The 21,108-nt window shown below is 37.6% G+C and carries 19 protein-coding genes, 2 tRNA genes and 1 pseudogene; 6 read left to right on the forward strand and 16 right to left on the reverse strand.

Going from position 1 to position 21,108, the window contains the following annotated elements:
- The 3 genes and pseudogenes from EZ456_RS08500 to EZ456_RS25070 form a co-directional block, all read left to right on the forward strand.
- Positions 1-274 (forward strand): annotated as a pseudogene (locus EZ456_RS08500) (hypothetical protein); the annotation flags it as partial.
- 528 nt (positions 275-802) lie between these two features.
- On the forward strand, positions 803-2,254 hold the full coding sequence (locus EZ456_RS08505) for an amino acid permease (RefSeq protein ID WP_131529205.1): 1,452 nt from the start codon (positions 803-805) through the stop codon (positions 2,252-2,254).
- A gap of 210 nt (positions 2,255-2,464) precedes the next feature.
- Positions 2,465-2,629 (forward strand): hypothetical protein, encoded by a 165-nt coding sequence (locus EZ456_RS25070; RefSeq protein WP_165501282.1) that lies wholly within the window; start codon positions 2,465-2,467, stop codon positions 2,627-2,629.
- 15 nt (positions 2,630-2,644) lie between these two features.
- Here EZ456_RS25070 and EZ456_RS08510 read toward each other — a convergent pair whose 3' ends face one another.
- The 8 genes from EZ456_RS08510 to recO all read right to left on the reverse strand — a co-directional run bounded on the left by EZ456_RS08510 (position 2,645) and on the right by recO (position 8,884).
- Positions 2,645-3,541: an NAD(P)/FAD-dependent oxidoreductase gene (locus EZ456_RS08510; RefSeq protein ID WP_131529207.1), complete on the reverse strand. Its 897-nt coding sequence runs from the start codon at positions 3,539-3,541 to the stop codon at positions 2,645-2,647.
- 74 nt (positions 3,542-3,615) lie between these two features.
- Positions 3,616-4,242 carry a class I SAM-dependent methyltransferase gene (locus EZ456_RS08515; RefSeq protein WP_131529209.1) on the reverse strand — a complete coding sequence of 209 codons (627 nt, stop codon included), beginning with the start codon at positions 4,240-4,242 and terminating at the stop codon, positions 3,616-3,618.
- Between the two features lie 84 nt (positions 4,243-4,326).
- Positions 4,327-5,238, reverse strand: coding sequence for a UbiA prenyltransferase family protein (locus EZ456_RS08520; protein WP_131529210.1), 912 nt, complete (start codon positions 5,236-5,238; stop codon positions 4,327-4,329).
- Positions 5,239-5,359: 121 nt separating this feature from the next.
- Positions 5,360-6,697, reverse strand: a complete 1,338-nt coding sequence (locus EZ456_RS08525) for a DUF3472 domain-containing protein (RefSeq protein ID WP_131529212.1) — start codon at positions 6,695-6,697, stop codon at positions 5,360-5,362.
- 602 nt (positions 6,698-7,299) lie between these two features.
- The gene (locus EZ456_RS08530; protein WP_131529214.1) at positions 7,300-7,557 is read right to left on the reverse strand and encodes a GIY-YIG nuclease family protein; all 258 of its coding nucleotides are present in this window, start codon (positions 7,555-7,557) and stop codon (positions 7,300-7,302) included.
- A 112-nt stretch (positions 7,558-7,669) separates the two neighbouring features.
- Positions 7,670-7,744, reverse strand: a tRNA-Val gene (locus tag EZ456_RS08535).
- Positions 7,745-7,985: 241 nt separating this feature from the next.
- Positions 7,986-8,063: transfer RNA gene (locus EZ456_RS08540), tRNA-Val, on the reverse strand.
- 95 nt (positions 8,064-8,158) lie between these two features.
- Positions 8,159-8,884 carry a DNA repair protein RecO gene (recO, locus tag EZ456_RS08545; RefSeq protein WP_131529216.1) on the reverse strand — a complete coding sequence of 242 codons (726 nt, stop codon included), beginning with the start codon at positions 8,882-8,884 and terminating at the stop codon, positions 8,159-8,161.
- 123 nt (positions 8,885-9,007) lie between these two features.
- Here recO and EZ456_RS08550 point away from each other — a divergent pair, with 123 nt between their 5' ends.
- Positions 9,008-11,359 (forward strand): efflux RND transporter permease subunit, encoded by a 2,352-nt coding sequence (locus EZ456_RS08550; protein ID WP_225876500.1) that lies wholly within the window; start codon positions 9,008-9,010, stop codon positions 11,357-11,359.
- A gap of 69 nt (positions 11,360-11,428) precedes the next feature.
- Positions 11,429-12,040 carry a hypothetical protein gene (locus EZ456_RS08555; protein ID WP_131529218.1) on the forward strand — a complete coding sequence of 204 codons (612 nt, stop codon included), beginning with the start codon at positions 11,429-11,431 and terminating at the stop codon, positions 12,038-12,040.
- Between the two features lie 23 nt (positions 12,041-12,063).
- Here EZ456_RS08555 and EZ456_RS08560 read toward each other — a convergent pair whose 3' ends face one another.
- From EZ456_RS08560 to EZ456_RS08585, 6 genes are all read right to left on the reverse strand, one after another.
- Positions 12,064-13,920, reverse strand: a complete 1,857-nt coding sequence (locus EZ456_RS08560) for an LA_2272 family surface repeat-containing protein (protein WP_131529220.1) — start codon at positions 13,918-13,920, stop codon at positions 12,064-12,066.
- A 6-nt stretch (positions 13,921-13,926) separates the two neighbouring features.
- Complete coding sequence (locus EZ456_RS08565; RefSeq protein WP_131529222.1) at positions 13,927-14,877, reverse strand: FecR family protein; 951 nt, start codon at positions 14,875-14,877, stop codon at positions 13,927-13,929.
- A 4-nt stretch (positions 14,878-14,881) separates the two neighbouring features.
- Positions 14,882-15,448: an RNA polymerase sigma-70 factor gene (locus EZ456_RS08570; RefSeq protein ID WP_205945054.1), complete on the reverse strand. Its 567-nt coding sequence runs from the start codon at positions 15,446-15,448 to the stop codon at positions 14,882-14,884.
- A gap of 174 nt (positions 15,449-15,622) precedes the next feature.
- The gene (locus EZ456_RS08575) at positions 15,623-16,414 is read right to left on the reverse strand and encodes an SDR family NAD(P)-dependent oxidoreductase (RefSeq protein WP_131529224.1); all 792 of its coding nucleotides are present in this window, start codon (positions 16,412-16,414) and stop codon (positions 15,623-15,625) included.
- Between the two features lie 123 nt (positions 16,415-16,537).
- Positions 16,538-17,542: an SDR family NAD(P)-dependent oxidoreductase gene (locus EZ456_RS08580; RefSeq protein ID WP_131529226.1), complete on the reverse strand. Its 1,005-nt coding sequence runs from the start codon at positions 17,540-17,542 to the stop codon at positions 16,538-16,540.
- A gap of 1 nt (position 17,543) precedes the next feature.
- A complete protein-coding gene (locus EZ456_RS08585) occupies positions 17,544-18,209 on the reverse strand; it encodes a DUF6134 family protein (RefSeq protein WP_131529228.1) in 666 nt (221 codons plus the stop codon).
- 672 nt (positions 18,210-18,881) lie between these two features.
- Between EZ456_RS08585 and EZ456_RS08590 the strand changes: the two genes are divergently transcribed.
- On the forward strand, positions 18,882-20,417 hold the full coding sequence (locus EZ456_RS08590; protein ID WP_131529230.1) for an IS1182 family transposase: 1,536 nt from the start codon (positions 18,882-18,884) through the stop codon (positions 20,415-20,417).
- A 171-nt stretch (positions 20,418-20,588) separates the two neighbouring features.
- Here EZ456_RS08590 and EZ456_RS08595 read toward each other — a convergent pair whose 3' ends face one another.
- Both EZ456_RS08595 and EZ456_RS08600 read right to left on the reverse strand, forming a co-directional pair.
- Positions 20,589-20,861 carry an isoleucyl-tRNA synthetase gene (locus EZ456_RS08595; RefSeq protein WP_131529232.1) on the reverse strand — a complete coding sequence of 91 codons (273 nt, stop codon included), beginning with the start codon at positions 20,859-20,861 and terminating at the stop codon, positions 20,589-20,591.
- On the reverse strand, positions 20,858-21,046 hold the full coding sequence (locus tag EZ456_RS08600) for a hypothetical protein (RefSeq protein WP_131529234.1): 189 nt from the start codon (positions 21,044-21,046) through the stop codon (positions 20,858-20,860). The genes EZ456_RS08595 and EZ456_RS08600 overlap by 4 nt, the downstream gene beginning before the upstream one ends.
- Between the last annotated feature and the right edge of the window lie 62 nt (positions 21,047-21,108).

Genomic DNA, 21,108 nt, shown 5'->3' on the forward strand with positions numbered 1-21,108 from the left:
CGCGGCAGCTCAGGCTTTCCGGATGGCCGCTGGTGGAGTTCAGAATAGCAACCATTTACTAGGACATTTTTTTAGAAAAATGAAAAGTAAAGGCGGCTATAAATATGCCATAGTAGCCACAGCACGAAAACTAGCATGCATCTATTATAAAATGGTTACTGAGAAGCAGTCATTCAATCCATTAAACAATGAAGAACATCTACAAAAGCAGAAAAAAGTACGGATTGCAGCACTGGAAAAAGCACTCAATGCATTAAAGTTACAGGTGGCTTGATCTTTTTGTTATATAGTAAAAGAAAGAAGCCCGTCCGGCCAGGACAAGAAAAATTAATTGGTATAAGTGTTTTTTTAAATCGAGTTCAGTAGTTCTTCGCCTCTTGCAGTCCTGCTGTTACCTATAGTCCCGATTGAGATACGCTTTTAAATATAAAAAATTCGATAAATCGGGAGCTATTTGGTTCTATCAGGTTTAAGGTGGATAGGGCTGGTGTTACTATTAATGTATTAATGGTTTTTGGGATAATGCTAGAACAGTCCCTTGTAAATAAACCCGACAGAGCGGGTAGCCCGCATCCCGATTTTTCATCGGGAGAGGACTACAAGCGATGGCGGGACTGCAGGCCCCTATGAAAAGCGGCACGCAAATTTTCCAAAAGAAGAAATTCATTCTAACTGCCTTAGAGTTCCAAAGTCTGCCCGTATACCTGCCCTTTTAAACTTCGTAGGCAACACACGAATAATATATATAAATACTATAGATTTAATATATTTTAATAATTTTGCAACGTCTTAACTTATTTTCATGAAAAAATCTATTGCCAGCATTGTTGCTGAGGCGAACGAAAGCGGCGAAGGAACGCTCAAAAGGACCTTAGGCCCCATCAACCTTATTTTAATTGGCGTAGGCTTAACGCTTGGTGCAGGTTTATTTTCGATTACAGGTTTGGCAGCAGCCAATCACTCCGGACCAGCAGTTACGCTATCTTTTGTTATTGCAGCATTGGGTTGTGGTTTTGCAGCTTTATGTTACGCTGAGTTTGCATCCATGATTCCTGTTGCGGGTAGTGCCTATACCTATTCTTACGCTACCATGGGCGAACTTTTCGCCTGGATTATTGGTTGGGATCTGGTATTGGAATACTCTGTTGGCTGTGCTACCGTGGCCATTAGCTGGTCGCAGTATCTAACCAGGTTTTTAGCCAGCTTGCATATTTATCTCCCTCCGCAGTTAACTTTATCCCCTTTCGAAACCGCAAAACTGGCCAATGGCTCTACCGTTAATGGCATTATTAACATCCCAGCAGCATTGGTGGTGGTACTAATGACAGCCATATTAATCCGCGGCACCAAAGGCTCTGCCATTGTAAACGGGATAATTGTGTTTCTTAAAGTTGGGGTGGTATTGGTTTTCATCGCGCTGGGCTGGCAATATATCGATCCCGCAAACTATCATCCATATATCCCCGAAAATACCGGAACATTTGGTCAGTTTGGCTGGAGCGGTGTTTTACGTGGCGCCGGCTTAGTATTTTTTGTATTTATCGGCTTCGATGCCGTTGCAGCTTCGGCACAGGAAACAAAAAACCCTGCCAGAGATTTACCAATCGGTATTATTGGATCGTTGGTGGTTTGTACTGTTTTATTTGGTTTGTTCGGGCACGTAATGACAGGCCTGGCCAATTATAAAGAATTTGCCAACAGTGGTGCTCCAGTAGCCATTGCCATCGAAAAAACGCCTTATGCATGGCTAAGTCAAGCTATTATTTTGGCTATTTTGATCGGTTATACTTCGGTAATCTTAATCGATTTAATGGCACAATCGCGGATGTTCTATTCCATTAGCAAGGATGGATTATTGCCAAAGATGTTTTCTGATGTACATGCTAAATTTAAAACACCGTACAAATCGAACATTATACTGTGTGTATTTATCGGACTTTTTGCTGCATTTGTCCCCATGAATGTGGTAGGCGAAATGACGAGCATTGGTACCTTACTGGCCTTTTTAATGGTTTGTGTTGGCATCTTGATCTTAAGAAAAACAAATCCCGAAGCTAAACGTCCGTTTAAAGTTCCATTTGTACCATTAATCCCTATTTTAGGCATTTTAACCTGTATCGCCATGATGGTATTTTTACCTTGGGAAACCTGGGTTAGGTTAGCGGTTTGGTTAATTATTGGCTTAGTTATTTACTTCTGGTACGGCAAAAAGAATAGCAAATTAAAAGCGCAAGAAGACAAAACAGAACAATAGGTAATAAACTCATTATTATACACATAGTCTGATTAAGCTGTTTCATTTTCTAGACAGCTTAATCAGCCATTTACCCTCCTAATTGTATTGATAAACGCATAAATATCAGTTGAATAACAAAAAAAATATAAGTTATTAACAATTCAACATTTTTCTTGATTTTTGGCTTGGGATTTGCCTTAGGAAAATTAACCTATTAAACTCATTCCTATGCTTATTAAATTAGACACATCCGTTTTCAGGCTTTCCAGGCACAAAGCAGAAACCGCAAAAAAAAGTGTTACACCACTTACAAGAGATCAATGGATCATTGCCGATAGAATCGTGATATCAGCAATATTTATTGCAACAATTGTTGGCGCTATTTTATTCTAAATTCCTGATGGTTGATCAAAAATCTTCAGAAATTATTTCTTTGTTCATCGCCACTGCGGCCATTGTTCCCGCAGCTGTAATGATAGATAGCGACCTGAACAAGGTAGCACAATCTCCTGCGGCATAAACGCCTTTAGCAGTGCTTTGCTGCTGCCCATCTACTTTTATTGTTTTTAGATCTGTTAATTCAAAACCGAGTTGCTCATCGAAGTTAACATGTTGTTCAACATCAGATTTTACATATATGGCTTTCAAAGCCAATTTTTCGCCGTTCTTAAAAACAACATCTTCAAGATAGCCATTAACGTGCACCAGCTCAATAATTTCATCTTCTATAATCGTGATTGATTTAGCCTTTAATTTTTCAGTCTGTTCGGCGGTTAGCAGCGATTTACCGTTGGTTAAAATGGTTAAATCTTTATTCCAAAGGTGTAGGTTTTTGGCCATCTCAAATGCGTGCTCGCCATTCATTAACAGCCCAATTTTTTCGTTCCTGATCTCGTAACCGTGGCAATAAGGGCAGTGTACAGCAGAAATGGCCCAGCATTCAGCTAAACCTTTAATATCAGGTAGTACATCTTTTAAGCCCATAGCTAACAATATTTTCCGTGCCGTAAAACTTTCGGCACTTTCAACGCCAATGCTAAAGCCTCCATCTATTTGCTTGGTCGTAATAGCTTTCCTTTCTAAAAACCTGACTGTTGGATATTTCAGTACTTCGGCCTTCGCAGCTTTAGAAATAGCTGCAGGTTTATCACCGTCGTGCGTTAAAAAATTATGTGAATGTGGGGTTTGTCTGTTGCACGGTTTACCGGCATCGATTACCAAAACATTCCTGGTTGCCCTACCCAAAGTTAAAGCAGCTGATAAACCAGCGTAACTGCCACCAATTATGATTACATCAAAATCCATATTTAAATCTTTTGATACAAAGGTCTGAAACAAATCAACAAACGCAACACAGATGCATTAAATTAATGTCATTTTTACTTTTTGAAGATTGTCGCCTTGATAAAGCCACCATAATATAACCGCTCCTCAACAGTCAGATAATTGGCTTTTAAAAAGTAAGAGGCCATATCGATGAGCTTATCTGCTTCTACAATACCCAATAATTTAAAAAAGCTATACATTGAACTGAGCAGCAACGATTTCCACCATCTTCCATTCTTTTTGTGGAGTGAAAAATCGACCAGAAACCATAATCCATCTGTCTTTAAATACTCATTTAACTGCCCGAACACTTTTGCAGCGCGTTGCTCAGCAAAGTTATCAAATAGAAAAGGCGTTAAAATTACATCAAATAATAAATCAGTTTTAAAATCTTCAATACCTAGGTTTACAAATTCGACTTGGTTATTTTTATAGTTACGTTTTTGAGAAAGCGCAATCATTTTAGCAGATATTTCTACGTAAACGATCTTTAATCCAGCAGCATAAATCTTCGCGAGTTCTTCCAGGATCCAGCCGGTTCCCCCACCTACAATTAATACATGGCTATTCTCCTGAATATATCGAAGTTGATTGATTTGCGCATTAACCTGCGATTTAAAAAACACCAAACGGCTTAAAGCATCGTAATGATTAGCTATTTTATCGTAGTTGTTGTTCATAGTATCAAGTATTGAGAATCAAGTATCAAGATAGGCCTCCCAAATGTAATATATGCTTTGGTCTTTAAGCTTTAGTCTTTAAGCTTAATGAACAAATTGCATCCCTATTATTCCGCATATTGCCTTAAATAGGATGAGTCCATCAATTACCATCAGATAATAAAGAATATTTTTTCTTCGGTGCATGGAATAGGCCACGTAAATGGTGAGAATAAAAGGCAGCACATTAAATAAAACCTGTGGCAATCCAAAACCTTTGTAACCCGCAAATATGCCTAAAGAAATTAAACCTATTATCAGCAATGGAATCAGGATACTGAAAATTGTTCTGCGCAGACCATAACGCACTACAAATGTTCTTAAATGTTTATTGGCATCGGTTGGGTAATCTTTAATATCAAAAATGATTGCATTTACCGTGCAGAACATCCAATTTTTAATAAATAGCCAAGTCCACAATACAGAATCGTGGTAGCCAACCCCTGTTTCAATTTTAAGCATAATCAAAGGCAGCACATTGGCACAGCAGGCCCACACAAAACCGATTACAAAAGCTTTTAACCAGCCTGTGTTCCGCAGATTAAAGTTGAGGAAAGATATGGGCAATAAACCATAATATAATCCGCCTGCAATGATGATAATCAATATAGCTACCCAATAACTGATGGGCAGGGCCAGAATATGCTGAAAATTTTGATAGAGCAGGTTTATAGCCAACAGCATACAAATAATAAAAAGTATAGCTTGACTCCAGTTAATGAATGTTTTATGCTTGAAATACCATTGATTGCGTGGGTTAGTTGCCGATGGTTTGGTAGAAACCTTGTTATAAGCGTAGGTATAATAGATGGTTGGTGCCAGAAACAACAGCAGGTAATAATTTAAAGAGTTAAGCGGCAGCCTTAGTTGGAAGGTGGCTTCGAGTGTAAGGGCAACAGCCAAAATACCCACGAAGTAGTTTCCGAAAAAAATGAACCTGATAATTTTACCGAACATTTACCACTGTTTATCGACAGGCAATTTCGGATATATAATTGAATAAGGTAAATAATTGTAAAGATTAATGAGCGCAAAGCAGCATACATCAACCTGCTTTGCGCTTAAAATTTATTGGAAGCTATGGAAGCGTAGTTAAGTTAACTGTTGGCGCTGTGCCTGTAGCTGTTCTGGTGAATGACTGGTTAGGCGTAACGTAACTGGCAAAAAAACCACCGTTCCGCAAATAAAATTTACCACCCGATACACCACCTGCAAAATCCATCCTTTGTTGGTTGGTACCTGTTGCATCAACCGTAAAATTGGCTGTGGTAATCTCTGTCCAGGTACCCGCAGTATTGCGAATCCATTGGTTATTGTACTCCGCTTTTCTGCCCAGATAACCGTTCTTATCATTAAAGTTTTCTAAGAAAGAATATAACCCTGTTAAATAACTATTGGTATTCGGTTTTTTCCATGACGCCATAAAAGACCAGACACCTAGTTCTGGTGCATAAAACCATGATGAATAAACAGTATTTCCCAATCCATCTGGCTTAGCCTGTGTTAAAAACTTATAGGTATTTCCAGTAACCCAATTGTAAATCAGGTAAGACTGTCCGCCTTCACCCTCTCCTGTAAAATTAGTTGCAACAACATTAGTACCTTTTCTGGTCCAGGTTGTGGTTCCACCAGTAGGATTCCATACCGAAAAGAGCATCCTACGCTCGGTTGCCGAGTTAACCTGCATGCCGAAATAGCCACCATTAAAACCATTGGCCATGTAATAACTTCCGATTTTATCTTCTCCTGCTGGAACAGTAATTTCACTGTAAAACCACTCTGTATTTGCTGGGCTTGAAAAACCTAAGTGAACCGAAGGGCCTCTTCTAGACCAGTAATAATTAGCTGGATCATTCGCATAATACACATTCGATGCCACGGCTGCTCCACTGATAACAAGATCAGAAACATCGGCAAAGTAAGAGCCCGTTTTACTTACCCCCTGAAACTGTACGGTTACATAACCCGGAGTAGTAATATTTACCGTACCAACTGTGTAAGTAGTATTAGTTGCGCCTGTTGCCGTTACGTTAAATGGTGTTCCGTTTATGGTGATTTTTAAAACACTTGTACCACTAGGTACCGATGCTTTTACTGCTACCGTTAATGCACCTGTATTTCCGATCCTGAAATAAGAACTGAAAATACTGTTAGCATTCGTCCAGTTTGCCAACTTTGTTGAGGTTACCGTTTCTGCGCCTCCAGATGCTAAAGTGGTTACATAAGCATTTCCCCCCATCGAAACCGTTAATGATGTACCTCCTAGTGATTGGGTACCTACAAGGGCAAGCTTTTCATTCTGATCTAAAGATGCTCCATTTGCATCCATTAAGTTTTCTTGCTTTTTGCAAGAACTGGTAAATAATACAAACCCTAATATAGCCAGGCTTGAAATTGATTTGATAGATTTTTTCATTGATTTGGTTGAGATTTATGGTTAGTAATGATGTATCAAACAGTGACTTACGGTATGGACTTGCTTTCTCTAATTTAATGTAGTGATTGAGCATTTCAATCATAATTTATGACAAAACACTACGCAAACGTTTGTTTTTAAACCACTTACATTTTCTATGAAATCAACTAAATAACCGAAGTAAAGAAGTATTAATACTACAAGTAAAGCATAATCTGAATTGGATTATTTTATGCCGTTGTTAGCTCGATTTAAACGTATCAATAAGCCGAAATAAAACATAAATTACATTCCATTTAAACTCATGATCAATCGTTTGTGTGGAGAAAAATATACTTGATGAGAAGTGATTTTCTGCGCTCTTGAAACCAACAAAAAAGACCAACAATAGTGATATAGATTGTAACAGTACTAGCAATCAGCTAACTAGAAATGCAACTTACGATTATGGGAAATTTATCCATATAATGGATGCGGAGAGTAATAAGATGAGTTATGTGAACCTGGTTAATTTTCGCGTTGACGTCATTCTCGCGTATGCGGGAATCTTTATGTACATTATTAAAGATTCCCAATCAAGTTGGGAATGACGACCTTCCAAATTATTTAGCGCAACCAGCTGATGAAATCAATTTTTCTATCATTACTCTACTTTTCCAGTTTTTGATCTGTCTTTCTTTAAGCCTAGCATCTCTTAGATTGTCAAAAGTCTCAAACCATACAATACACCAATCACCAGTATGTCCGGTAAAGCCCGAATGGTTTGTATTGTGTTTCTTTAACCGCTCCGTTAGGTTAACAGTAGAACCGATATAATATTTATCGCGGATTTTGGAGAAAAGAATATAAGTATAAAACATCTTTAATAATTATCATTTATTTCGGGATGTCAACTGTTTTTAGAAATCTTAATAGAATGGTGATCTATGTGAATTAAAAAAGGTCTTCGATATTATCGAAGACCTTTAGTCGTGGGAAATGAGGGGTTCGAACCCCCGACCCCCTCGGTGTAAACGAGGTGCTCTGAACCAGCTGAGCTAATTTCCCTTTTGGTAATGTTTTAAAACTAACTTCTATCTTTAGATCCGCCCTCCCGACTGATAATGTCGGGATGCTCTGAACCAGCTGAGCTAATTTCCCTTTTGGTAATGTTTTAAAACTAACTTCTATCTTTAGATCCGCCCTCCCGACTGATAATGTCGGGATGCTCTGAACCAGCTGAGCTAATTTCCCTTTTGGGTGTATTTCAAATTTTTATAAAAAAGCCTTCCAGTTGGGCTGAAAGGCTTGGTGGGAAATGAGGGGTTCGAACCCCCGACCCCCTCGGTGTAAACGAGGTGCTCTGAACCAGCTGAGCTAATTTCCCTTTTTATATTTTGTCAAACTTAATGCCCCATCCTCCGTTTGGGAATGCAAATATAGCGCTATAAAACTGTTCTGCAAATCTTTTTTTCTTTTTTTTCAACTTAACAAAGTTTCGAGGATTTTATGCGATTGTACTACTCCGAACGACGCTGTATGTAAGGTATAGAAAACCAATATCTTATCTAACAAAAACCGTCGCTGTGAATTACTCATCTTTATTTCAGAAATTTTTTCGAGGGGTGTATTAAAGAGCGAAATAAACCCAACGGCATCTTCTAATTGGAGATAATTGGAGTGGATGGGTAGTCTGGAAGTAAACTCTCCTTCCTGCAGGTCGAAATAAATCTGGTCGTTTCTTCTTTTCTCATTTGGCGAAAAACCTAAAAAACGAGTGAGTTTTAATAAAAATGACAAATGAAAATTTGGATTGATCTCTTCAATTTCATCAAACCAGGCGATCGAATTAAAAATATAATCAAACAAACTCTCATCAGCCGATTGTTGCCTGATGCTTTTGTACAGCACCTCATTTAAAAAAATAACGATACTGGTTTTAATCATATCATAAGGGATACTTTTAAAAACGGGCGTTTGCCGAACTTCCGATACCCTTTGAATATTGGTATTTGTTTTATGATAAACCACCATATCCAGCAAATGGAGCGATTGCAGCATATTCATTTTAATCTTCGCCTTTGGCTTTTTAACACCATTGATGAGGTAAGATTGCATGCCAAATTTATCGGTGAGCACCTGCACTACCACACTGCTTTCGCTGTAATTGGTGGTCTTTAAAACAATGCCTCTAACTTTGTGCAACATGCGACTAAAACAATTTTTTCAAAAGTATGTTATTTGTGCAAATTTAATTGTGTAAAAAGTAATCACGTTTTACAAATAAGATTAGTTTTGCCGTTAATATTATTATTAAAAACTAAGCTGCACATGTGGGTTAAGCTATCGAGATTTATTCTTCAGAACCGTATCGCAATCATCGTATTTTTTGTATTAGGAACCATTTTTATGGCTTATCAGGCTAAAAATGTAAAACTTTCGTACACCGGAAGCAAAATCCTACCTGTTACCGATAGCGCATTCGTAAAATATAATGCCTTTAAAAAGACTTTCGGAGAAGATGGAAGTGTGATGGTTGTGGGTATACAATCGCCCGACATTTTTAAAAAGGAAATTTACAACCAATGGATCCAGCTTTCTAATGATATCCAGAAATTAAAAGGCATTAAGCAGGTATTATCTTCAGGAAGGATTTTTCAACTGGAAAAAGATACTGCAAACCAAAAATTCGTTTTAAAGCCACTACCTGCTGGTTTGGTTAAAACCGATGCTGAGATGGATTCGATCAAGAATACCATTTATAGCAATCCATTTTTCGACGGATTGGTTTACAACCGCCAGAATGCCACTTTAATGGCCATCACTTTCGACACTAAAATCTTAAATACTGCAGAACGTAACCCTATTTTAAAAGAAATTGAAGCCAAGGCAAAAGCTTTCCAAACAGCAACTAAAATTCAGGTGCATATTTCGGGCTTGCCTTATATCCGTACCGCAGTAAGTAAATTGGTGAGCAATGAATTTGTATTGTTTTTGGGCTTATCTATTTTGGTTTCCGCACTAATCTTGTTGTTTTTCTTCAAGAAATTTTATGCCGTATTCTTCCCTATTTTAGTGGTTGTGATGGGGGTTATCTGGAGTATCGGCACATTGGTATTATTTGGTTTCGAACTGACCATTTTAACAGGATTGATTCCACCGCTTATTGTAATTATTGGTATTCCAAACAGTATTTTATTGTTAAATAAATACCAAAATGAACTTAGAAAAGACGGCGATAAACAGCGTGCCTTAAGCGTAACCATAGAAAGAATTGCCATTACCACGCTAATTGCGAACATTACCGCAGCCATTGGATTTGGCGTATTGTATTTTACAGGAAGTGAGTTATTGATGCAATTTGGTAGTGTAGCGTCTATAAACGTTATGATTACCTGGTTAATGTGTTTATGTTTAATCCCGATTATCTTCAGTTATTTGCCAGCGCCAAAACTCAAGGCGCAAAACCATGTGGAAGAAGGTTTTCTACACAAGTTATTGGTTAAAACCGATACACTTGTTCAAAACAAAAGCGGTTTGATTTATATCGGAACTATTATCATCTCCATCATTGCCTTTATTGGGGTAATGAAAATTAACGTAAATGGATATGTAGTTGATGACCTGCCTAAAAATTCTGAAATTTTAACTGATTTAAAGTTCTTTGAGAAAAATTTCGAAGGCATTTTACCTTTGGAAGTAAGCGTAGATACCAAGAAAAAGAATGGTGTTTTCAATTTAACCAACCTGAAAAGAATGGAAAAATTGGAGAAGATGATTTCTTCGTATCCGGAGTTTTCACGCTCTATTTCAGTAAATATGGGCTTAAAATATGCTACTCAAGCCTTCTACAATAACGACTCTACCTTTTTCCGTCTACCTGATAATTTAGAAAAGAATTTTATTCTGGCCTACATTGCCAACGGTGGCAAAGGAAACGCAAGTCTGTTAACCAACTTTATCAGCAAGGGAAATCAGAGCACAAGGATCAGTTTTCAAATGGCTGATGTTGGCTCTAAACGTTTAGATGCCATTATGGCCGAATTAAAACCGCGTATCGATAGTATTTTGCCCCCATCTAAGTTTGATGTAGAGCTTACCGGATCGAGTATTATCTTTTCTAAAGGGACAGATTATATGTTAAAGCATTTGATCGAAAGTATTGCACTTGCCATTGTATTGATCTCGCTTTTAAGGCTGGCACAGTTTAAGAGTTTAGGCATTATGTTTATTTCGCTGTTGCCCAACATTGTTCCTTTAATTATTACGGCAGGAATTATGGGTTATTTTGGAATTTCCCTAAAACCTTCTACCATTTTAATTTTTACAATTGCCTTTGGTTTAGCTTCCGATCAGACCATTTATTTCTTAACGCGTTATCAACAGGAATTAAACCTGACCAATTTCAGTGTACCTAAAGTCATTACCGATACAATTACCGAAACTGGTGTAAGTATGACACACATCGCATTGATCTTATTCTTTGGCTTCGGAATTTTTACAGCCTCTACTTTCGGCGGAACGGTGGTGTTGGGCCTGCTCCTATCCATAACCTTATTTGTGGCTTTAATTTTCAATTTAACTTTATTGCCAGCGCTGGTATTATGGTTAGATAAAAAGAAAGTAAGGAAACTGATATCTGATGAAGAATCAGCAAAAAATGCAGGTGAGTTTGACCATTAGGCGTCGATTTTAAATCCTATAAGGTTTTCAAAACCTTATAGGATTGTTATATTTATAAAAAAAATTGCCATGAAATATTTCGATAAATTTCATCCCGACAATTTTTACCATATTTATAATCACGCTGTAGGAAACGAGAATCTGTTTAGGAAGCATGATAATTTTATTTTTTTCTTAAACAGATACGATAAATACATATCCCCTATTGCTAAAACATTTAGCTATTGTTTAATGCCTAATCATTTTCATGTATTAATACAAGTGAGGGATGAAAAGGCAATTAGATTATTATCAAAAAATTATGATGATGAATTTGACTTCCATAAATTCATTATGCAACAACTCAGCAATTTCTTAAATAGTTATGCCAAAGCGTTCAACAAACAACACAATAGAAGAGGAGCTTTATTTTTAGATTTCACTCGAAGAAAAGAGATTAAGGATGAATTTTATTTCTCTAAGTTGATTAGCTACATCCATCAAAATCCAATACATCATGGTTTTTGCAAATCTGTAACAGACTGGGAGTATTCTTCTTACAATTCAATAATTTCGGTCAATAAAACTTCAAAACTAGAACGAAATGTTCTTTTTGATTGGTTTGGGGGAATTGAAGAATTTATCGCCTTTCATCAAAAAGAAAAAAGAAAGGATTATAGATTTAGACCTATAAGGTTTTAAAAACCTTATAGGTCTTTTAGGATTTACAAAATCACCACCCCTACATTCCAACCCAACCAACCTGTATATCTCGAATTGTTAAAAGAGAAATCTTTATGCTTTTCTTGCAACAACCCAAATTCGCCCATTTTGGTGTTTTGTTTAGTGTAATAAATATTAACAGATGGACCGCCTTGTACGGCCAGCCATTTATTTAACCGGATGTTTATGGGCAGCTCAAATTTATTCAGCAGGTTAAGGTAATCCCAGCTCCCCTGGTAAACATATTGGCTACATATTTCAGGATTTAGAGAAACGCTTTTAAACAATTTCATCTCCTTTCCGAAACCCAATCCACCAGTGTATATTTTTTCGGCTGATTTTTTATTTGTGCCGAACATGAGCATATTGTATAAACGTTTGCTACCACCTTTATAAGCCACATTTAAAGTAGTGCTTTCATTTGTACTGAAACTAAATTTATGATAACCTTTTAATGCAATATTGATCAGCCCAATTGAATAACCATCGTTTTGATCGGAAACATTTAAAACGCCCAATTGGACACCTTTTAAATTTTTAGCATAATTAATTGCGCCAATTTGCAATCCACTAGCAGTTTGTCCGGTAAAATTGGTAAGCACTGCAAGATTTATCCCGCTGCTTTCTTTGTTGACGTTGGCAATGCCACCAATCTGTATTCCACTTGTTCTACCGCTTACGATGTTACCACCAACTCCAATTTGAATGCCTTTTGTATCTTTGCTAACCAGGTTTAAGGCGCCAATCTGAAAGCCTTTTAAGGTTCCGCCAATGGTATTAAGGCCTAAGGAAAGTTGCAGGCCTTTTACATCCTCATTAACGCGGTTATAAATTCCACCAAGTTGAAAACCTTCGAAACTCTTACCAACACGGTTATAAGCTAAAGCAATCTGTGCCGCCCTAACATCGCCGATTACATAATTAAAAAGGCCTGCGATCTGCATTCCGCGAACATCTCCCCCTACTAAATTAAAGGCTCCACCAAACTGAAAATACTGCATGTTGCTTTTGTTTATATTGAAAACAAAGCCAATTTCACCTCCATCTACCCCAGCACTATAAGCACCAATAACATTAAGCGAAAATTTATTCACCACCTGACCGCTTAATGAGCCATGTGAGTTTAAACTCGGGATCAGTGAAAACTGAAATGGAGCTTTAGAAATAAAACCACCAATATTAATCGACTGGATTTTTTGTTGTGCAGTAACCAATGCATTACCGAGCCAGGTATTTTCTACATTATCCAAATTTCCGCTGATAAACCTTTCAGTTGGGTTTTCCTTTCTATTGGTAATGTTCACCTCTGCCAGAAAATGAGTAACCGTAGATTTATAATTTTCTTTACTTACCGTTAATGAAATGGGTTGTGTAATATTTTTTAACCGCATCGAAAAATAACCGTTTCCATCTGATATTTCGGAAACCAACAGATTTCTTTCATAAATACTGGCGTCTTGAATAGGTTTATTGGTCCGTTTATCAACCACCTGTCCGGTAATGGTATAAAGCTCGGGATTACCAACCGATTCGTTAATCAACAAAACCAATTCGAGCGGCGCATACCTGATAATTACAAAATTACCCGATTGGCGATATTCAAAACGATGATTCAACAGTTTATCAAGCGTTTCGGCAATATTCAGGTTATCTTCGTGGATACTGATCAAACTATCAACCGGTAATATATTGCTGTTATAAGAAAACCTGAAGCCACCTTTCTGTTCTATCATTGCCAATACAGCACTTAACTTTTGTCGCTCGATATTGAGGCTGATATTTCTGGATAAATTCGATTGAGCCTTTACTAAGAAACAGAAAATAAAGAGAAAGAGAACAGTAATTTTGAGCGTACGCATTAGTTCTTATTTAAGTTTGATCATATCCTGCCCATACTCAACTCTTATTTTAAAAGTTTCAGTAATCACAGTCAGGATTTCTTTAAGCGATTCGTTTTTAAAGGTTGTGCTGATTGGGAGCGCCTTTAATGCGGGGTTTACAATAATGATATTGGATTTAAATTTTTCATTAAGCACAAGCACGAGATCGCTAAGCGGTGTCCCATCGCACACCAACTCATTGGTATAATAGTAATTGTACAGCTTACCCTGATTTTCTCCCTTGGATAACAGGGGCTGATTTTGGCTTACTTCTACTTTCTCTCCAGCAGTTAAACGTACGCTATCATTTCGATTGTTTACCTTAACGATTCCACTTTCTACAATTACAACAACAGCTGCCCCATCACTTTTCACATTAAACGCTGTACCCACAACAGTTACCTGAACATCGTTAACACTAATGATAAATGGTTTCGACTTATTGGCGCTGACTTTAAAAAAGGCTTCACCCTTTAGTTTAACATTGCGGGTTTTATTAAAAAATCCTCCTACGAAATAGAGTTCAGATTGTTTATTCAGAATTGCAGTAGAACCATCAGGCAGCGTTTGTGTTAAAGTGTTTTTACCACTATTTACATTTATCTTATTGCCAATTAAATTATTGTAAAAGAATAAACCCGCACTAAAAACAATGGCAACAATGGCTACCCAACGTAAAACGGATTTATAGCTGAGTGTTTTCTTCTCGCGCTGCAAACGGACATTTAACCTTTCTAAAGCCTGAAGTTCATCAATTTCGGGATCAATTTGCAGTTTACTTTTCTCCAGTATCGTCCTGAAATCTTCTAACTGTTTAAGGTGATCAGGATTTGATGTTGCCCATACTTCAACCTGCTCACTTTCGGGCACAGTAGTCTCTCCAAGCAAATATTTTGCAAGCAAATCATCGTTAATATGTGTATAGTTTTTATCCATAAGCTTATTTCAGTAAAATAAAAATGAGGATTAAAAAATCTACCACCCTAAGGCGTAAAATCTTTAACGCTTTCCCCATCTGGTTTTCTACCGTTTTGATAGAAATATTTAAAGCATCAGCAATTTCCTGATATTTCATTTGGTCGAACCTGCTCAACTGAAATACATTTCTGCATTTTTCGGGCAGTTCGTTTATTGCCGAATGGATATTCTTTTCCAGTTCTGTTGCCATGATCTCTGTATTTAAGTTTCCTGTATCGTTTTTTACAGCATCTGCATAATGAATATTAAAATTCGATCTCACTTTTTGATGTTTTAAATAATTTAGACTTTCGTTGTGTACCGAACGATAGAGAAATGATTTTAAAAACCCATCTGTTTTTAGCTGCTCCCTTTTCGTCCAAATGCGTACAAACACATTCTGAACAATTTCTTCGGCATCATCTTTTTCTTTAATTATGGTAAAAGCATAGGCATGCAAACTCTTAAAATGTTTTAAAAACACTTCGTCGAAAGCCTGCTTATTGCCGCTTTTAATTAATCCGATAAGATTGGTATCGTTACTTTCCAAACTTGTTAATGATGTTTCTATCTTATATTTTAACCACAGATCGACACAGATAAACACGGATGCGGGTTAGTCAATTTAATAACTCAACGGAAAAGTCTTCAACTACGCTCAGACTGACCAATGCTTTGCTTAAGCCTACGGCTTTTAGACAAAAACGCTATCTGTGGTTATATTTTATGTTGCTAAAATCGATTTCAATTTACGCCTAATTATAATTTCTTTTAAAAAGCCAGGTATAATTTTATCCAACACCACCAAAAAACGGTTAGCAAAACCTGGTATAATTTCTTTCTTTCCTTTCAGCATACCATCCAAGGCTGTTTTGGCAACATAATCTGCCTCTAAGATAGTAGCCTTGGCGAAGCCTTTTAACTCATTATTCATCACCAACAGCTCGGGTTTCGTATTAATGCCGCCAGGACTGAGCAAACTAATATGCACATTTGTACCGCTCAATTCGAGTTGCAAACAACGGGTAAAATAACCGATAAAAGATTTGGTTGCCCCATAAACCTGTTTTTTTGGAACAATAAAATGTCCACCCAAACTACCCACATTTAAAATATAGCTTGCCGTACTTTTATCAATGTGGTTTAAAAATAGTCGCGTAAGCAAAACCGTATTGGTAATGTTAAGGTCGATCTGTGTTCTGTAAAAATCAACATTTTTATCTTCAAACCAACTCCAGTTCCCTAAACCAGCATTGTTGATCAAAACATTAACCTCGATCTTATTCGTCCTTAGTTTTTCGAAAATTTCGTTTGCGGCAGTACTTTTAGTTAAATCTATTTCGATACAGAATACCTTAGTATTAAAGTTTACACGCAAATAATTGGCTAAATGCTCCAGGCCGCTATTTGGCAAGGAAACCAACACCAAATCTAACCCACGTTTGGCCGATTCGATGGCGAAAGATTTGCCCAAACCTTCACTTGCACCTGTAATTAATACTGTTAATTGTTTCATTATTTCAGATATTTAATAGCCGTATTTTAACCACAGATTTACACAGATAAACACAGATTTAGTGGCCTGGCTTTAATAACCTTATCTGTGTGCATCCTTCTCATCTGTGGCTGATATATTATTTTAATTATATTCAAAGTGGTTCACGGTCTTCAATAATCCAACTGCAAAAGGCGTTATACGGTAATTCAATTCGGTAATGGCTTTATTGCTCGAATATTGCTGGTTGCATTTTAACCTGTCGGCAAACTCAGGCAGAAAAAATGGGCTAAGGTTAAAAAGCTTCGATTTTAAAGATTCTAGTAAACTGTAAGTTTTAATAATGCCTACCGGGATTTTATACAGCCTTCTTTTTTTACCTGTGATTTGCCTTAGTGTACCGAAAAATCCATTAAATGACACATCAACCCCACCCAAAATATACCGTTCGCCATTCCTACCGCTTTGCATGGCTGCAATATGCCCATCCACCACATCATCTACAAAGGCATAGTTGGCTATTGCTTGCCCATCTCCGGGAATAAAATGCCAGGTACCTTTTATATAACCCGTAACCATTTTACTTACCGTATTACTATCAGTTATTGGCCCATCGCCATATACCCTTGATGGATTTACAATCACCACTTCCAATCCTTTTTTAACAAATTCCTTAACTTCTAATTCAGCCAGATATTTTGTACGTTCATAACTAATCGAAAAACCAACGGCCCTCGGGTCGTTCTCCGAAACCGGCAAATTTAATGTTGGCCCCCAAACCCCACAGGTCGAAGTATGTACTACCTTTTCTACGCCTAGTTTTAATGCGCAGCTGAGCACATTTCTGGTCCCGATTACATTTACATCGTAAAAATCCTGCTCATTCCGGCACCACATTTTGGCCATTGCCGCGGTATGGTAAACCTGATAACATTCTTTCATTGCATTTTCCAAACTTTCAGGATCCAAAACATCGCCTTTTACTACCTGGATATTTCGGTGCTGAATAAGAAAAGGATGATCTACATTTCTGCAAAGTGCCACTACATCGTAACCCATCTCTGCCAATGCAAAACTTAATTTCCGGCCGATAAAGCCTGATGCACCCGTAACTAAAACCCTCAGGTATTTATTTGCTACCGTTTCCATATTAAACCCTCTCCATTCTAATGGTGTACAATGAGTGATTTACAACCACCAGCTTACATATTCCGTTTTCGAAATGGTAATCGTTATAATTTCCATCGGGAAGATTGATCCTGTACTGATGTGCGCCACTTTTTTGAATTGGTATAAAACACTGAAAGTTATCGGAATATATTTCGGGGATATTAACAGGCTCTTTGGTATATAAGAGCATCATGTTATAACTGATCGGCTGGTTTATCGTACTGGTTTTATTGCCAATTTTAACTTGATAGACATTATTGATCCAGCTTGTTTTCTTAGCTTCTTTGGCATTGCCATTTACCACTCTATTTACATTTGAAGTGAGCAGCTTCCCATTTTTAAAATGCGCTATATCCTCCGTTTCTACATCGATTTTGAAAACAAAACGGGTTTGTACCTTCGAAGTTATTTTTAGATAAATATTATCGCCTTCATCTTTTTGCTGAAAATGCATCTGACCGATTACCTCGCCATTACGCTTGATGTTAAATTTACTTTGTTGTGCAAAAGCCGATGAAAATGAACAGATGAGAAAGAGCACCGAAGCAACACCTTTTGGATTGATCGGACTTTTGGATGAAAATTTTTTGTAAGTTTTTGGAGCAAGGTATTTCTTGCAGAGCCAAATAATTAATGCAGGAATCATATTTATCTCTATTTGTTATTTAGAGCTAATACAACTCACAGGAAATTTACCCCTACGTAGGTGTTTATTTTTTTTGAAAATTTTCAAAAGTACAATCAACAGTTGCCATCCTGAGGGATAATTTATTGCATAAAATCAATATGAATGACTGGAGAATTTAAAAGAGGGGAGTCGATTAAGAAGTATCATCATTTCGACCGCAGTGGGGAAATCTTTAAATTTGATTTCAATAACATAGTTCAAAGATCTCTCCACTACGCGTTGCTTCGGTCGAGATGACGATCTTTCTATTGGATTTTATAATGGCAGTGGAGTCGAAGTACCATACAGCAAAATAGATGCTGAAACAAGTTCAGCAGGACGTAAAACGTAGGATTGACTGCGGTAGGCAAGCACTATTTATTTCTTACTCAGGGCCAAGTTACCTAAACCTGATGGTAGCGATCCCGATTTTTCATCGGGACAAGCGTACAGCAGGACGAACATTAAAATGAAATACTGGTATTGCTTTTCAAAACCCTACCTAAGTATTAATGTTAAAAGCAGTCACTATTGTTGAGGCTGTCTCAAAAAGGCAGTCTCTTTTTTGTGGAAAAAAAATTAATTTTCACCTTTTCAAATTTGGTTTATTTATCTGAATTTCAGATATTTAAGTATAAATAATTGAAATTTATGCCAGTCCAGAAACCAGTTTTCAAGCCCTACTATCAGGACCAGATCATGGCTATTCCGCCCACTCTGGATGAACTTGTGGCAAAAGGCCATCCTGTCCGCATCGTGAACGATGTCATTAACCGAATCAATATCCAGGGGCTGTTGGATGCTTACAAGATTAAGGGCACTTCAAGCTACCATCCACAAATGCTGTTAAAGGTTTTGGTATATGGGTATGTTAGCAATGTCTACAGTAGCAGAAAGCTGGAGGTAGCCTGCAGAGAGAACATCAACTTCATGTGGCTCAGTGGGATGAGTTATCCTGATCACAATACCATCAACCGTTTTCGTGGCGTGCGGCTTAAGGATGCACTTCGCAGTGTATTTGAGGAAGTGGTAAAACTTTTGGCTGCAGAAGGCCTGTTGAGCATTGAAGAAGTTTATACTGATGGTACCAAGATAGAGGCCAATGCGAACAAGTATACCTTTGTGTGGAAAAAAGCCATCCAGACCAATAAGGAAAAGATGAAGAAAGCCTTGAGTGAAATCTGGCAATATGCCCAAAGTGTTGCCAAAGTAGAAGATGGCTTGCCTGAACCGCCGAATTTTACCGATATCGATACCGAAAAGGTACAGCAGACTGTGGATACGCTCAATGCAGTGTTGGCAGAAAAAACGGATCTGGACAAAAAAGTCAAAGCGAAGCTGAGGTATGTAACCAGGGAATATCCAGAAAAGATAGCAGAATATGAGCGTAAAGAAGCAATTCTGGGGGAACGGAACAGCTTTAGTAAAACCGATACCGATGCGACTTTCATGCGCATGAAGGAAGACCACATGCAAAATGGTCAGCTCAAGCCAGGTTACAATGTACAGATATCAACCTCAAACCAGTTCATCGTAAACTACACCATACACCCGAACCCCACTGATACCACTACTTTAAAAGAACATATCGAGCAACATCAGGCCAGTTTTGGCAAAACCCTTAAACTCATTACCGCAGATGCAGGATATGGAAGTGAGGAAAATTATGAGATCATGGAAGCTCGCGAGATTGAAGCTTACGTAAAATATGGCATGTTCAATAAGGAGCAAAGTGAAACTCACAACAAGAAGAAACCATTTGCCCAGGACAGACTATTCTACAATCAGGAGCAGGACTGCTATATATGTCCAATGGGTCAAAAAATGGATTATATCGGCGATAGCAAACGAAAAGCAAATACCGGGTTTGAGCAGACCAGCAAACGGTACCAGGCAAAGAATTGCGCTAACTGCCCACTCAATGGGGTCTGCCACAAATCTCAGGGAAATAGGATTATAGAGGTTAACGAAAATCTGAGGCGACATAAAGCAAAAGCATATCAGCTACTCAACAGTGAAAAGGGAGTTGAAAAACGAAAGCAAAGGTGTCATGATGTTGAACCAGTGTTCGGGAATATTAAACAGAACCATGGGTTCCGCCGCTTCATGCTCCGAGGGAAAGAAAAAGTGGCAATAGAATGGGGATTATTGGCAATTGCACAAAATGTTAGAAAAAAAGCAGCCTAAAAAGGCTTGCTTTTGCTCTTTTTAACAAAATGCTGGATAAATAAACATTTCTAGCCAGCAACAAAGAAATAACACATAGGATTTATTTAAATACAAAAAAGCTGCCTCATTTATTTTGAGACAGCCTCCTGAACAGGCAGAGGATAAAGTAAAAACGTTAACAGCGTGAGGTTATTCAGTCGCAGGCTTTTTCTCCTCTTCATCTACAGGAACCTCAACCGTTGGATCGGTAATGATTTCGGCATTACCATCATTATCTTTTTTGGCAAATAAAATTGGATATAACAACCATAACGCGCCAATAATGACTAGCACTCCAGCCAGCATTTGAAAATAGATACTTCCTTTTACCTCGTATGCATCCAAAATTTTGTAGGCGATAAAAGAAAGTACGCCAGCAATGAGGATAAAAACAGCTTTTTGCAATTTTAAGAGCTTGATCATGAATTCTTTCTTTTTAGTGTTACAATATGGATTAAAACAAAAATAAGCCCAATTAGTTCGAGCAAGCCGCAGAAATAAAAAGCATAAAGTACAAAATCCCGGTCTGACGGATTTATAACCGCAACAATTGGCAAGGCAATTACGGCAACAATCATCAGTGTAAGCCCGATATTAAATAATTTCACGTTAAAAGTATTTACATCAAAACTACCAAAATTCAGTCAATTCTGTTAACTTTGCAACCTTA

Source organism: Pedobacter psychrodurus, from assembly GCF_004331735.1.
GTDB lineage: Bacteria > Bacteroidota > Bacteroidia > Sphingobacteriales > Sphingobacteriaceae > Pedobacter > Pedobacter psychrodurus.